This is a genomic window from Cobetia sp. PDI-12MA (genome assembly GCF_059507695.1).
Map to the genome: position 1 here is coordinate 183341 of NZ_CM183351.1, position 13589 is coordinate 196929.

A 13589-nucleotide genomic window follows, 5' to 3' on the forward strand; every position below is an offset into this window, starting at 1 on the left:
CAGGAGGGTCGTACATGTCAGAAATGACAGTCAAAGAATTCGCCAAGAAGGTGGGCCGCGAGTCAGCCCGCCTACTGGAACAGATGCATGAAGCGGGTCTGAAGCACAAGTCAGAGAACGACGCCGTCTCTGAGGTCGACAAGCAGAAGCTGCTTGATCACCTCACCAAGAGCCACGGTGGTGGCGCGGCTCCGGCAGCGCCCAAGAATCGCATTACCCTGACCCGCAAGACCAAGTCTCGCATCAACACAGGTGGTGGTCGCGGCAAGTCCATCGAGGTGCAGGTGCGCAAGAAGCGTACCTACGTCAAAGAGGGCGAAGAGCAGGCTGCAGAAGCGCCGGCGGCTGCTGCACCGGCAGCTGCCGTTGCGGACAAGCCGGCTGCGGCACCGCAGCGCGAAGAGCGTCGTGGCAATGACAACCGTCGCGAAGAGCGTCCTCGTCAGAGTGCACCGGCTGCTGCGCCGGCCGCCGACGCTGCGCCGGAAGTCAATGCGCCGCCGAAGGAGCCGCGTGGTGATGCACCGCGTCGCGCCAAGGCTGCGCCGCGTGATGAATCACGTGATCGTCGCGAAGCCCGTGAAGACCGTAGTGAACGCAAGCGTGGCGGGGCCAAGAAGGTCAAGCGCGCCGAGCGTCGCGGTGGTCGTCGTGGTGGCCGTGATGCCAACCGTCAGCCGCCGAAGCCGGTCCAGACCTTCGTCCGTGAAGTCTCCATCCCTGAGTCCATCTCAGTGGCAGACCTCGCCGACAAGATGGCCGTCAAGGCGTCTGAAGTGATCAAGACCATGTTCAACATGGGCGCTGCGGTCACCATCAACCAGACGATCGATCAGGAAACCGCGACCATCGTGGTCGAGGAAATGGGTCACACGCCCAAGCTGATCAAGGATGACGCACTCGAGACAGCCGTTCTCGAAGGCATCTCCTACGAAGGTGAGCAGATCACCCGCGCGCCGGTTGTCACCGTCATGGGTCACGTCGACCACGGCAAGACCTCGCTGCTGGATTACATCCGTCGCACCAAGGTCGCCACAGGTGAAGCGGGTGGTATCACCCAGCACATCGGTGCCTACCACGTCGAGCACGACAACGGTGACATCACCTTCCTGGATACCCCGGGCCACGCGGCGTTCACCGCCATGCGTGCTCGTGGTGCCAAGGCGACCGACGTCGTCATCCTGGTGGTGGCTGCCGATGACGGCGTGATGCCGCAGACCATCGAGGCTGTCGAGCACTCCAAGGCCGCGGGTGTCCCGATGGTCGTGGCGGTGAACAAGATCGACAAGCCGGGTGCTGATCCGGACCGCGTCAAGAATGAGCTGTCCCAGCACGGTGTCATCTCCGAGGAATGGGGGGGTGATACCCAGTTCGTCCACGTTTCCGCCAAGACCGGCGAGAACATCGACGCGCTGCTCGAAGGTGTCCTGCTGGTTTCTGAGGTTCTCGAACTTCAGGCCGTGCCGTCCGCGCCGGGCAAGGGCGTCGTGGTCGAGTCCCGTCTCGACAAGGGCCGTGGTCCGGTCGCGACCGTGCTGGTCCAGAACGGTACGCTGAAGAAGGGCGATATCGTCCTCGCCGGCCTGCATTACGGCCGTGTGCGTGCGCTGATCAACGAACTCGGCAAGCAGGTCGATTCCGCGGGCCCGGCCATGCCGGTCGAGATCCAGGGGCTGGGTGGCACGCCGGACGCCGGTGAAGAGTTCACCGTGGTACCGGACGAGAAGAAGGCACGTGAAGTCGCCAACTTCCGTCAGGGCAAGTACCGCGAAGTGCGCCTGGCACGTCAGCAGAAGGCCAAGCTGGAGAACATGTTCTCCCAGATGGGCCAGGACGAAGTCGCCAAGGTCAACGTCGTCCTCAAGGCCGACGTGCAGGGGTCTCTGGAAGCCATTCGTGGCGCGCTGGAAGAACTCTCCACCGAAGAAGTCAAGGTGGCCGTGGTCTCTTCCGGTGTCGGTGGCATCACCGGTACCGATGCCAACCTGGCACTCGCTTCCGAAGCGATCCTGGTCGGCTTCAACGTCCGTGCTGACGCCTCCGCGCGTGAGATCGTCGAGCGTGAAGGTCTGGATCTGCGCTACTACAGCGTCATCTATCAGCTGATCGACGAGGTCAAGCTGGCCATGACTGGCATGCTGGCACCGGAATTCCGCGAGCAGATCGTCGGTGTTGCCGAAGTGCGTGATGTCTTCAAGGCACCGAAGATCGGCGCGATCGCCGGTTGCATGGTCGTCGAAGGCACCATGTACCGCTCCAAGCGCATCCGCGTGCTGCGTGACAACGTGGTCATCTATGAAGGCGAGCTGGAATCCCTGCGTCGCTTCAAGGATGACGTCAACGAAGTCCGCAACGGCATGGAATGTGGTATCGGCGTCAAGAACTACAACGACGTGCAGGTTGGCGACAAGATCGAGGTGTTCGACCAGATCCAGGTCGAGCGCACGCTCTGATAGCGCCCCTGCAAGGAGAGATCACGGATGCGTGAATACAGCCGTACTGACCGCGTGGCGGACCAGATCCAGCAAGAGCTCGCGCTGTTGATTCAGCGCGAGGTCAAGGACCCGCGCCTTGGTATGCTGACGGTCAGCGCCGCCAAGGTCAGCCGCGACCTGTCCTACTCCGATGTCTACGTGACCCTGCTGGGTGACGACAGCCCGGAACGCATCAAGGAGAACCTCGCCGTGCTCAAGCGCGCGGCAGGTTTCCTGCGCTCCCAGCTGGCGCGCACCATTCAGCTGCGTCATGTACCGGAACTGCGCTTCCATTACGATGAGAGCGTCGTTCGTGGCCATCACCTGTCCTCACTGATCAACGATGCGGTCGCCGACGATCGCAAGCGCAGTGCAGAACGTGGTGATGACGACAGCGAAGACGGTGCCCCGGGCACCACGCCGGACGCCTGATGGGCCGTCGTCGTCGCGGCTTGCCGATCGATGGCGTACTGTTGCTGGACAAGCCCAAGGGCATGTCCAGCAACTATGCGCTTCAGAAGGCTCGTCGCCTCTACCAGGCACAGAAGGCCGGTCATACCGGCACGCTCGACCCGATGGCGACAGGCCTGTTGCCGGTCTGCTTCGGGGAAGCGACCAAGTTCTCCTCGCATCTTCTTGAGGCAGACAAGGTCTATCGGGCACGGGTCAAGTTTGGCCAGGTCACCGATACCGGTGATGCGGAAGGTACGGTGATTCGCGAGCGGGAGATTCCCGAGATTGCGCAGGCCGAGCTGGACGCGGTGCTGGACAGGTTCCGTGGCGAGATAGATCAGGTGCCGCCGATGTACTCCGCGCTCAAGCACCAGGGACGTCCGCTCTATGAGCTGGCGCGCCAGGGGGTTGAAATCGAGCGTGCAGTTCGTCGCGTTACCATCTACAATATGTCGCTTCTTGCGCGGCACTCCGATGGCATCGAGATCGAAGTGGCGGTCAGCAAGGGTACCTACATACGCAGTCTGGCCGAGGATATCGGCGAGGCGCTGGGCTGTGGAGCCCACCTCACGGCACTGCGTCGTCTCAAGACGGGCCCGTTCACGGGTGATGCCATGCTGGATTTCGAGCGCCTCGAAGCGCTGGCTGATCAGCAGGCACGTGAAGGCGTTCTGTTACCTGTCGACATCCTGCTCGATCATCTCCCGCGTCTCGACATCACTGCCGGGATGGCGCGGATGATTTTGCGTGGTCAGCAGGCCGAAACGACGACAGGATCGCTGGAAGTGGATTCCCTGGCTCGTGTGTATCAGGACCAGCAGTTGCTCGGGCTGGTCCGGATTGCGGCGGAGGGCGTCATCGCTCCTCGCCGACTGCTCAGTTCTGCCGTCGAGGCGGCGGCTGGGTGAGCTGATTGCGGCCTCGCCGCAAGCCGCATGAAGACTGCAAATATGCGTGGTCTTCGACATTTCCAATCTATCAAGCATATTGCTTACTGGAGAGACAGATGGCACTTACCGCTGAGAAGAAGGCTGAGATCGTTTCCGAATTCGGCCGTGGCGAGAACGACACCGGTTCCCCGGAAGTTCAGGTTGCTCTGCTGAGCGCCAACATTGATGGCCTGCAGGGTCACTTCAAGGCCAACAAGCAGGATCACCACTCCCGTCGTGGTCTGATCCGCATGGTCAACCAGCGCCGCAAGCTGCTTGACTACCTCAAGCGCAAGGACTTCGAGCGTTACACCGCTCTGATCCAGCGTCTGGGTCTGCGTCGCTAATCAGCGATGTTGCCGCCATGCACTTCGGTGCATGGCGGGCCCCCGGTGGGCACAGGAAAACCGACACTGCCTGCGGGCGGTGTCGGTTTTTTTGTGCCTGATACCGAGGTGATCCGGGCTTCAGATCAGAGGCTCGACCCGCGCTGCAGCCCGCTTGTCGCGTGGGATCAACCCGCTTTTCATTGCCTGTGGCGCGCTTTACCATGAGCGCCTGGCATCGATGACTATCAGATTAAAGGACATGCGCCGTGAACCCGGTAACGCACAGCTTCCAGTACGGTAATGACACCATCACCCTCGAGACCGGCCGCATCGCGCGTCAGGCGACCGGTAGCGTGATGGTGACCATGGGCAATACCTCGGTGTTGTGCACCGTGGTGGCCAAGGCGTCGCCGAAACCCGGCCAGTCCTTCTTCCCGTTGTCGGTCCATTATCAGGAGAAGGCCTACGCGGCGGGGCGTATCCCCGGCGGCTTCCTCAAGCGCGAAGGGCGTCCCACCGAGAAGGAAACCCTGACCTCACGCTTGATCGACCGTCCGATGCGCCCGCTGTTTCCCGAAGGCTTCATGAATGAGGTGCAGGTGGTCTGCACGGTGATGTCGGCGGAGCGCAATGTCGACCCGGACATCGCGGCACTGCTCGGCACCTCAGCAGCGCTTTGCATCTCCGGTGTGCCCTTCGCTGGCCCCGTGGGTGCGGCGCGCGTCGGCTTCAGCGAGCAGCGCGGCTACTTCCTGAATCCCGGCTACAGCGAACTGGCGCATTCCGAGCTGGACATGGTGGTGGCGGGCACCGAGAAGGCCGTGTTGATGGTCGAATCCGAAGCCCAGGAGCTGCTGGAAGACGAGATGCTCGGCGCCGTGCTCTATGGCCATCACGAGATGCAGAAAGCCATCACGGGGATCGAGACGTTCGCCGCCAAGGTCAATCGTCCCAAGTGGGCGTGGGTGCCGCAGAAACTCGACCGCGTGCTGGTCGAGGCGCTGGAGCAGAGCTTCGCCACCCAGATCGGTGATGCCTATCGCCTGAGTGACAAGATGGCGCGGCAGGACAGTCTGTCGGCGCTCAAGGCGCAGGCCATCGACCTGCTGGGCGCCGAGGATGATGCGCGCTTCAGTGTCGAGGCTGTCGCCACGGCTTTCGCGGCGCTCGAGAAGCGTATCGTGCGTCAGCGCGTGATCGCCGGCGAGCCGCGTATCGATGGTCGTGATACCCGCACCGTGCGACCGCTGGACATGGCGGTGGGCGTGTTGCCCAAGGCGCATGGCTCGGCGCTGTTCACCCGCGGTGAGACCCAGGCGATCGCCACTGCCACCCTGGGGACCACGCGCGACTCACAGCTGATCGAAGGGCTGTCCGGCGAGAAGCAGGACCGCTTCATGCTGCACTACAACTTCCCGCCCTACTGCGTCGGCGAGACGGGCTTCATCGGCGCGCCCAAGCGGCGTGAGATCGGCCATGGGCGTCTGGCGCGTCGGGGCATCGAATCCATGCTGCCGTCGTTGCAGGCCTTCCCCTACGCGATCCGTGTCGTCTCCGAGATCACCGAATCCAATGGTTCGAGCTCGATGGCATCCGTCTGTGGGGCCTCTCTTGCGCTGATGGATGCCGGTGTGCCGCTCAAGGCACCGGTCGCGGGTATCGCCATGGGATTGGTCAAGGACGACAATGGCGTCGCGATACTGACCGATATCCTCGGCGATGAGGACCACCTCGGCGACATGGACTTCAAGGTCGCGGGGACCGCCGAAGGCGTTACCGCGCTGCAGATGGACATCAAGATCGAGGGGATCGACGAGGAGATTCTTGAGCAGGCGCTGGAACAGGCCCTCGAGGCACGTCTGACCATCCTCGCGCAGATGAATGAGGTACTGGCCGCCAGTCGCCAGGAAGTCTCGGACAATGCCCCGGCGATGCTGTCCCTCAAGATCGCCCCCAACAAGGTGCGTGACGTGATCGGCAAGGGCGGCTCCACCATCCGCAAGATCTGTGAAGAGACCGGCGCCAATGTCGATCTCGACGATGATGGCAGCGTGCGCATCTATGCTGAGCACAAGGCGCAGGCTCAGGCGGCTGCCAAATACGTCGAGGGCATCATTGCCGAGGCTGAGATCGGCAAGCTCTATGCCGGCAAGGTGGCGCGCATCGCCGACTTCGGTGCCTTCATCACCTTCATGCCGGGCACCGATGGTCTGCTGCACATCTCGCAGATCGTCGAGGAGCGGGTCAATGACGTACGTGACTACCTCAACGAAGGCGATGAGGTGGTGGTCAAGGTGCTCGACATCGACAACCGCAATCGCGTCAAGCTGTCGCTGAAAGAGATCAGCGAAGAAGAGAAGGCGGCCTTTGCCGCTGCTCAGGCTGAAGAGGCCGTCGCCCAGGACTGACCGATCGTCGCGGATCGTCCCCGCCCCGGTCTTGCCTGCTCTGCGTGAGAGGTGAGCTCTCCGGGCAAGAAAAAGCCCCCGCCAGTGCCCTGGCGGGGGCTTTTGCATATCTCCCTGCTCAAGATTGCGCGAGCAGGGAGGGTTCAGGCGGGGGTACAGATGGGAGCGATCAGCTGCGCTCGATGGCCAGCGCGACGCCCTGACCACCACCGATGCACAGGGTCGCCAGACCTTTCTTGGCATCACGCTCGATCATCTCGTGGACCAGCGAGACCAGCACACGGCAGCCGGAGGCGCCGATCGGGTGGCCGAGGGCAATGGCGCCGCCATTGACGTTGACCTTGTCGACATCCCAGCCCAGCTCCTTGTTGACCGACAGGGCCTGGGCGGCGAAGGCTTCGTTGGCTTCGATCAGGTCGAGGTCTTCCAGGCTCCAGCCGGCTTTCTTGAGGCACAGGCGAGTCGCCGGCGCCGGGCCGATGCCCATGATCTTCGGATCAACACCCGCGTTGGAGTAGGCCTTGATGGTTGCAAGCGGCGTCAGACCCAGCTCGCGTGCCTTGTCGGCGGAGCACAGCATGACCACGGCAGCGCCGTCGTTGAGCGCCGAGGCATTGCCGGCGGTAACGGTACCGTCCTTCTTGAAGGCCGGGCGCATGCCCGCGAGCTTCTCGGCCGTGGTGCCGGCGCGCGGGTTCTCGTCGGTATCGAAGACGATCGGGTCGCCCTTGCGCTGCGGGATCTCGACCGGGACGATCTGGCCCTTGAAGCGGCCAGCTTCGATGGCTGCGCAGGCCTTCTGCTGAGAGGCGGCCGCGAAGGCGTCCTGGGCTTCACGACTGATCTCGTATTTCTCGGCCAGATTCTCGGCGGTGATGCCCATGTGGATGTCATTGAAGGCATCCCACAGACCGTCGTGGACCATGGAATCGATCGCCTTCCAGTCGCCCATGCGCTTGCCGTTACGCGAGTTGGGCAACACGTGCGGAGACAGGGACATGTTTTCCTGACCGCCGGCCAGAATCAGCTCGGCATCGCCGCAACGGATGGCCTGGGTGGCCAGGTGCAGCGCCTTGAGGCCAGACCCGCAGACCTTGTTGATGGTCATGGCGGGCACGCCTTCCGGCAAGCCTGCCTTGATGACCGCCTGACGTGCCGGGTTCTGACCGCATCCTGCTGTCAGCACCTGGCCCAGAAGCACTTCATCGACCTGATCGCCACTGACGCCCGTGCTGGCGAGGATATCCTTGATGACATGTGCGCCGAGATCCGCGGCGGAAATGTCAGCCAGGCTGCCACCGAAGGCGCCTACGGCGGTACGACGGGCTGCTACGATCACCACATCCTGCATCTGAACGCTCCTGTTCTCTTGCGAGACTGTCTGAGTCAATTGGCTGCGACTATGGCCATGCCATCAAGCGGGCGAGGCGCAGTCCTGCTGAGGTGAGATTCCAGCATAAGGCAGTTTTGTGCGGTGCGGCAATCGCCAAAGGACATCTCCAGTGTCAGCCTTTAGCCATACGTATCGCTTATCTAGACGGCACGACGCCAGCGCTCTGGCAGGCAGGGCTGGCGTCGTGTTGGAGCGCTCGCGGCAGGCTCGAGGCCTGAATCATCAGCCCTCCGAGCGTAGAGCAGCAGGCAGCAAGGCGTGCTCAGGCCATCTGGACCGGGATGGCATTAGCTGTATGGCTGACCTCGTTGCCTTCCATCAGGTAGACCATGGAGGGCTTGTGCGCGTCCAGTTCGGTCTCGGCATAGTTGGCGAAGGCGCAGATGATCACGCGGTCGCCGACGTCGGCCTGGTGGGCTGCGGCGCCGTTCACCGAAATGATCTTCGAGCCTTCTTCGCCGCGAATGGCATAGGTGGTGAAGCGCTTGCCGTTGTCCACGTTGTAGATCTGGATCTGTTCGTACTCACGAATGCCTGCCATGTCGAGCAGGTCGCCATCGATGGCGCAGGAGCCCTCGTAGTTGAGGACGGCGTGAGTCACGCGGGCCATGTGCAGCTTGGCCTTGAGCATGATGGCTTGCATCAGGATGTCTCCAGTTGAGCGCCGCCGGGCGCAGATCAAGGCCCTGGGACCAGGGCCATGGCGCGTCTGACGTGGCGGACAGTGCCACGCCAGGGTGCAAGGCGGCGCAGTCTAATCAGGCATCAGGCCACCGGCAAGGCGACCTTCAGGTTATCGAGCAGGCGCGTACGGCCCAGGTGTGCGGCGATCAGTATCACCGCCTCGCGGGTGTCATTCTCGACTGGCCCCAGGTCAGCCGCGCGGCGCAGTTCGAGGTAGTCCGGCTTGAAGCCGCTCTCGCTGATGGCGGCCAGGGCCTCGCGTAGCGCCACATCGCGTGCCACGCCCTGCTCAAGACGAGCTTTCAGGGCATCGAGGCACTGCTTGAGACGCGGCGCGATGGCGCGCTCCTGCTCACTCAGGTAGCCGTTGCGTGATGACAGCGCCAGACCATCCTCTGCACGCACGATGGGCACACCGATGATCTCGATGCCGAAATGCAGGTCGCGGTTGAGTTTGCGGATCACTGCCAGCTGCTGGAAGTCCTTCTCGCCGAAACAGGCGACTTCAGGGCGTACCAGATTGAACAGGATGCTGACGACGGTGGCGACGCCATCGAAGTGACCCGGACGGTTGCCGCCGCACAGGCCTTCGGAAACGCCCGGCACCTGCACGTTGCACAGCCCGTCGCGGCCCGTGGGGTAGAGTTCTGCCGTCGAGGGGGCGAACAGCAGGTCACATCCTTCGGCGGCCAGCGCATTCTGGTCGGCCTCGAGGGTGCGCGGATAGCTGTCGAGGTCTTCGCCGGGGCCGAACTGCAGCGGATTGACGAAGATGCTCGCGACAACCATGTCGGCATGGCGGCGCGCTTCACGGACCAGCGACAGGTGGCCGGCATGCAGGTTGCCCATGGTCGGCACCAGCGCGATACGCAGGCCATCGCGGCGTGCCTGGGCGAGTTGCTCGCGCAGGGCGTTGATCTGGGAGACGGTTTTCATCAGAAGCCGTGCTCCGGCGCCGGGAAGCTGCGCGTCTTGACCGCCTGGTGGTAGGCGGCGAAGGCCTCCTGCACGCTGCCGGCATCGCTCATGAAATTCTTGACGAAGCGCGGCTTGCGGCCGGGCGTCAGGTCGAGCATGTCGTGCATGACCAGAATCTGGCCATCGACGTCCACGCCGGCACCGATACCGATCACCGGCACCTCGACAGCATCACGAATGCGCGCGGCCAGCTCGGACGGCACGCATTCGAGCAGGATGATCGCGGCACCCGCGGCTTCCAGCGTGCGGGCATCGGAGATGATCTGCTCGGCGCGGGCCTCGTCGCGGCCCTGTACCTTGTAGCCGCCGAAGGCATGCACGTGCTGTGGCGTCAGGCCCATGTGCACGCAGACCGGCACGCCACGCTGGACGAGTGCAGTGACGGCACCGGCCAGCCAGGCTTCGCCTTCCACCTTGACCATCTCGGCACCGGCACGCATCAGACGCGCCGCATGGTCGAGCAGGATGTCGGTGCTGGCATTGCTCATGAAGGGCAGGTCGGCCATCAGCAGGCTGCCTTGCTTGCCACGTGCCACGGCGGCGGTGTGGTAGCAGATGTCATCGATGGTGACGGGCAGGGTGCTGGTATGGCCCTGCAGGACCATGCCGAGAGAGTCGCCGACCAGCAGCACTTCAATGCCGGCATCGCTGGCAAGATGAGCAAAGGTGGCATCGTAGGCGGTGAGGCAACTGAACGTCTCACCATCGGCCTTGAGGCGGCGCAGGGTGCTCAGGGTGACGTTTTTCATCGGGACGCTTACTCGTTGCGGCGCGTATGACGCGGCTGCCCGTGGCGTCGAGCAGCCGCGATCGCGAGAAGGCCGCCGAGGGCGGACTGCGAGCGACACGGGCCGGTGTTACCAGAAAGTGTTACCGCACAGGCCAAAGTGGGCACGACGGTAACAAGATGGCGAAACTCTACTCCTGAGGTCCGAGGGGGAGCAAGTCATCGCCCTCAACTCGAGACGCCAGTGTTTCGAGATTCTCCTCGCCCAGCACGCTGAGGCACTGCGGGCCCAGCAGGTCAGCCAACGGACGCATCACGAAACCACGTTTGAGCATTTCGCGATGGGGTACGACGAGACGCGGCGTCGAGATCCTGCTGTCATTGAAGAGCAGCAGGTCAAGATCCAGTGTGCGGGGACCCCAGTGACGCAGTCGCACGCGACGATGCTGCTGTTCAAGGGCTTGCAGCTGATCAAGCAGAGCGAGGGGGGACAGGCGGGTCGTTAGCTCGGCAACGGCGTTGACGAAGTCGGGCTGGTCCTGCGGGCCGACCGGCTTGCTGGCATACAGGCGAGAATGTCGCGTGCAGCGGGTCAGCGGCAGCCGGTCGAGAGCCTCAAGCGCGCGCTCCAGTTGAGCGCGCGGATCGTCAAGATTGGCGCCGAGGCCAATCAAGGCTGTCGAAATCATGCGGAGTTCCTGCGTGGAGACGGCAGTGGCTCAGGCGAGCCACTGCTCAGCCCTGGCCGCGACCATTGCGCCGACGCTTGCCGCGACGCTTGGTGCCGGCTGGCTTGCTGCCGGCGGGGCCTTCATCGGAGACACCTTCGATCATCGTGACCTGGGTGCGAGCATCGACTTCCTGGAAGTCGGTCCACCACTTGCCCAGCCCCGGCTTCACTTCGCCGGCGAATTCACGCAGCAGCAGGAAGTCGTAGGCGGCGCGGAAGCGAGGATGCTCGCGGGTCTGGAAGGCGCGTTTGCCACGGCGACGCGGCAACTTGGCCTGCATGTCCCAGATCTCGCGCATCGGAATGCTGAAGCGCTTCGGGATCGAGGTGTGGTTGAGCTGGCGAGCGATCGCCTGCTGGGCCGCCTGGTGGGCTGCCGGAATGTCGGGCATGCCACTGGCGATCAGCTGATCGGTACGCGCCTTGACGCCCGGCCACAGCAGGGCGGCATACAGGAAGGCCGGCGTGACCGGCTTGTCTTCGCGGATGCGGTCGTCCGTGCTGGCCAGTGCCTTCTCGATCAGCGGCATGGACCAGTGATAATGCGCGAAGCTTTCTTCCGTCTCGGGGAACAGCATCTGGAACAGCCCAAACTCACGCAGGAGATGGAAGGTTTCCAGTGCATAGCCGGACATGAACAGCTTGAGCACTTCCTCGAACATCCGCGCCGGCGGAATCTGCAGCAGCAGCGGGGCCAGTTCGTACATCGGTTCGGCCGTGGCCTCCTCGATGTCGAAGTCCAGCTTGCCGGCGAAGCGGACGGCACGCAGCATGCGCACCGGGTCTTCGCGATAGCGTGTTTCCGGATCCCCGATCAGGCGAATCATGCGCGCTTCGATATCGCGTACGCCATTGGCCCAGTCATGGATCGTGAAATCGGACACGTCGTAATAGAGGGCATTGATCGTGAAGTCGCGGCGCAGCGCATCCTCCTCGATGGAGCCGAAGACGTTGTCGCGCAGCAACATGCCGTCTTCCGACTGCTGGGTATGCTGGCTGGGCGTGCTATCGGCCGGCTTGCCGCGGAAGGTGGTGACCTCGATCACCTCACGACCGAAGCGCACGTGCACGATACGGAAACGACGGCCGATGATGCGGGCATTGCGGAACAGCTCGCGGACCTGTTCCGGCGTGGCGTTGGTGGCCACGTCGAAGTCCTTGGGGCGTTGTCCGAGCAGGGCATCACGGATACAGCCGCCGACCAGATAGGCCTGATATCCACCGCTTTGCAGGCGATAGAGTACCTTCAGCGCATTCTCGCTGAGCTGGCGACGGGACACGGGATGCTCATCCCGCGGTATCACACGCAGGCTGGGCAATGGGGCCGCGGGCGCGTCAGTTGCATTGAAAAGCGTCTTCAAGCGGTCACCGGGGCGTTGTAGAAAGCGGGTAAATCCTTTGAGCATGCAGCGATTCGACTCGTGCGTGGCAGGCCGCCCAGTGTAGCCGAGGGCAGATACCTTGGCAAAGCGCCGGTCTGCCATCCAGGGGCCGACTCTGCACTTCAAGGCGTCTGACGAGGCAAGAATCACCTCTCAGACAAGGAAAAAGGGAGACCGATCACTCGGTCTCCCTTGCAGGTAGGGTACACGCATCCTTGAGCGGATGTTCTTTTTCGTGATGGCGCATCGCCCTGAATACGCACCACAGTCACAAATCAATGCAGACAGATCCTTCGTGTTGCAGATCATGTTGTTGTTGTCTGGCTGTCTGTTCGGTGACCATCTCGTATTCAAAACAATCTTCCATTCACCGACGGCTGAGTAGCCTCCCCCCGCGAGTTGTTGTTGTTTCGGGGGTGATCCGGGGTCGAGCCTGTTGTTCTTGTTGGTGCTCGAGGCCGGATTCGTCGCGTCCTGGTCAGTAGATTCCGGACTGCCGATATCTTGTTGTTGTTGGATCGGCGGATGATGAACTGCGGCCGTTTGTTCTTGTTTTGGCTCTTGCCTGCCACCACTCATGTAGTGAGGCATGCGGTTCATCATCAATGTCACGCGCTCGACGGGTATTGTTCTTGTTGGTGTCGAGGGTTTTCGAAGCATTGCGCGTTCTTGTTGTTGTTGGGCGCGCTTCGTATTTCCGGTTGTTCTTTTTCTTGACCGTGTTATTGCATCGGATGTGCCACAGCTTAAAAAAAACCAGCAATTCAGTCATTTAGACATAGGTAGCTGAGACGTGAGGTGTAGAGAGGTGCGAGGTGTTACCTGACGTGGCCATTGGTGCGCTGGATGGGGTCATGATTTGGGGTCGATGGTAACAATTGGTGCGAAGGTCTAACGAAGTGGCTTGCAAGCTAATGATTGAGCTGGGTTTTTTTCGAGTCTTTCGACACTAAAGTCTAGCGATGCCATCGATGATGCGGGGATCTATGGCAGGCAAGGTGGCGCCGCAGGCGGGTTGCTCGCCCGGGAGGGCACCTGCATGGTGCAGTGACTTCAGCGCAGTGACTTCAGCGCAGTGACTTCAGCGCAGTGACTTCTGTGC

General features: G+C 62.5%; 12 protein-coding genes. 5 read left to right on the forward strand and 7 right to left on the reverse strand.

What is annotated here, in order from left to right; genetic code table 11:
* The first annotated feature begins 14 nt into the window (after positions 1 to 14).
* The 5 genes from infB to pnp all read left to right on the forward strand — a co-directional run bounded on the left by infB (position 15) and on the right by pnp (position 6593).
* Positions 15 to 2453, forward strand: coding sequence for a translation initiation factor IF-2 (gene infB / locus AC5WNI_RS00850; RefSeq protein ID WP_175089041.1), 2439 nt, complete (start codon positions 15 to 17; stop codon positions 2451 to 2453).
* Between the two features lie 27 nt (positions 2454 to 2480).
* Positions 2481 to 2906 carry a 30S ribosome-binding factor RbfA gene (rbfA, locus tag AC5WNI_RS00855; protein ID WP_043333400.1) on the forward strand — a complete coding sequence of 142 codons (426 nt, stop codon included), beginning with the start codon at positions 2481 to 2483 and terminating at the stop codon, positions 2904 to 2906.
* Complete coding sequence (truB, locus tag AC5WNI_RS00860; RefSeq protein WP_175089042.1) at positions 2906 to 3835, forward strand: tRNA pseudouridine(55) synthase TruB; 930 nt, start codon at positions 2906 to 2908, stop codon at positions 3833 to 3835. Before rbfA ends, truB begins: the two co-directional genes overlap by 1 nt.
* Positions 3836 to 3933: 98 nt before the next feature.
* Entirely contained in the window at positions 3934 to 4203 is a 270-nt protein-coding gene (gene rpsO, locus AC5WNI_RS00865) for a 30S ribosomal protein S15 (protein ID WP_065392421.1), read from the forward strand.
* A gap of 248 nt (positions 4204 to 4451) precedes the next feature.
* Complete coding sequence (pnp, locus tag AC5WNI_RS00870) at positions 4452 to 6593, forward strand: polyribonucleotide nucleotidyltransferase (RefSeq protein ID WP_175089043.1); 2142 nt, start codon at positions 4452 to 4454, stop codon at positions 6591 to 6593.
* Between the two features lie 169 nt (positions 6594 to 6762).
* Here the strand turns inward: pnp and AC5WNI_RS00875 are convergent, their stop codons facing one another.
* The 7 genes from AC5WNI_RS00875 to AC5WNI_RS00905 form a co-directional block, all read right to left on the reverse strand.
* The gene (locus AC5WNI_RS00875) at positions 6763 to 7944 is read right to left on the reverse strand and encodes an acetyl-CoA C-acetyltransferase (protein ID WP_175089044.1); all 1182 of its coding nucleotides are present in this window, start codon (positions 7942 to 7944) and stop codon (positions 6763 to 6765) included.
* A 304-nt stretch (positions 7945 to 8248) separates the two neighbouring features.
* Positions 8249 to 8629 carry an aspartate 1-decarboxylase gene (gene panD / locus AC5WNI_RS00880; protein WP_175089045.1) on the reverse strand — a complete coding sequence of 127 codons (381 nt, stop codon included), beginning with the start codon at positions 8627 to 8629 and terminating at the stop codon, positions 8249 to 8251.
* A 122-nt stretch (positions 8630 to 8751) separates the two neighbouring features.
* On the reverse strand, positions 8752 to 9606 hold the full coding sequence (panC, locus tag AC5WNI_RS00885; RefSeq protein ID WP_175089046.1) for a pantoate--beta-alanine ligase: 855 nt from the start codon (positions 9604 to 9606) through the stop codon (positions 8752 to 8754).
* Positions 9606 to 10397, reverse strand: coding sequence for a 3-methyl-2-oxobutanoate hydroxymethyltransferase (gene panB, locus AC5WNI_RS00890; RefSeq protein ID WP_175089047.1), 792 nt, complete (start codon positions 10395 to 10397; stop codon positions 9606 to 9608). Before panB ends, panC begins: the two co-directional genes overlap by 1 nt.
* Before the next feature lie 169 nt (positions 10398 to 10566).
* Positions 10567 to 11064: a 2-amino-4-hydroxy-6-hydroxymethyldihydropteridine diphosphokinase gene (folK, locus tag AC5WNI_RS00895; RefSeq protein ID WP_175089048.1), complete on the reverse strand. Its 498-nt coding sequence runs from the start codon at positions 11062 to 11064 to the stop codon at positions 10567 to 10569.
* Positions 11065 to 11110: 46 nt separating this feature from the next.
* Positions 11111 to 12511 carry a polynucleotide adenylyltransferase PcnB gene (pcnB, locus tag AC5WNI_RS00900; protein ID WP_175089049.1) on the reverse strand — a complete coding sequence of 467 codons (1401 nt, stop codon included), beginning with the start codon at positions 12509 to 12511 and terminating at the stop codon, positions 11111 to 11113.
* A 454-nt stretch (positions 12512 to 12965) separates the two neighbouring features.
* Complete coding sequence (locus AC5WNI_RS00905) at positions 12966 to 13259, reverse strand: hypothetical protein (RefSeq protein ID WP_175089050.1); 294 nt, start codon at positions 13257 to 13259, stop codon at positions 12966 to 12968.
* Positions 13260 to 13589: the final 330 nt, after the last annotated feature.

Coding starts and splice junctions, on each gene's coding strand:
- infB (WP_175089041.1), top strand. CDS start 15: ATGTCAGAAATGACAGTCAAAGAATTCGCCAAGAAGGTGGGCCGCGAG.
- rbfA (WP_043333400.1), top strand. CDS start 2,481: ATGCGTGAATACAGCCGTACTGACCGCGTGGCGGACCAGATCCAGCAA.
- truB (WP_175089042.1), top strand. CDS start 2,906: ATGGGCCGTCGTCGTCGCGGCTTGCCGATCGATGGCGTACTGTTGCTG.
- rpsO (WP_065392421.1), top strand. CDS start 3,934: ATGGCACTTACCGCTGAGAAGAAGGCTGAGATCGTTTCCGAATTCGGC.
- AC5WNI_RS00875 (WP_175089044.1), bottom strand. CDS start 7,944: ATGCAGGATGTGGTGATCGTAGCAGCCCGTCGTACCGCCGTAGGCGCC.
- panD (WP_175089045.1), bottom strand. CDS start 8,629: ATGCAAGCCATCATGCTCAAGGCCAAGCTGCACATGGCCCGCGTGACT.
- panC (WP_175089046.1), bottom strand. CDS start 9,606: ATGAAAACCGTCTCCCAGATCAACGCCCTGCGCGAGCAACTCGCCCAG.
- panB (WP_175089047.1), bottom strand. CDS start 10,397: ATGAAAAACGTCACCCTGAGCACCCTGCGCCGCCTCAAGGCCGATGGT.
- folK (WP_175089048.1), bottom strand. CDS start 11,064: ATGATTTCGACAGCCTTGATTGGCCTCGGCGCCAATCTTGACGATCCG.
- pcnB (WP_175089049.1), bottom strand. CDS start 12,511: ATGCTCAAAGGATTTACCCGCTTTCTACAACGCCCCGGTGACCGCTTG.
- AC5WNI_RS00905 (WP_175089050.1), bottom strand. CDS start 13,259: ATGACTGAATTGCTGGTTTTTTTTAAGCTGTGGCACATCCGATGCAAT.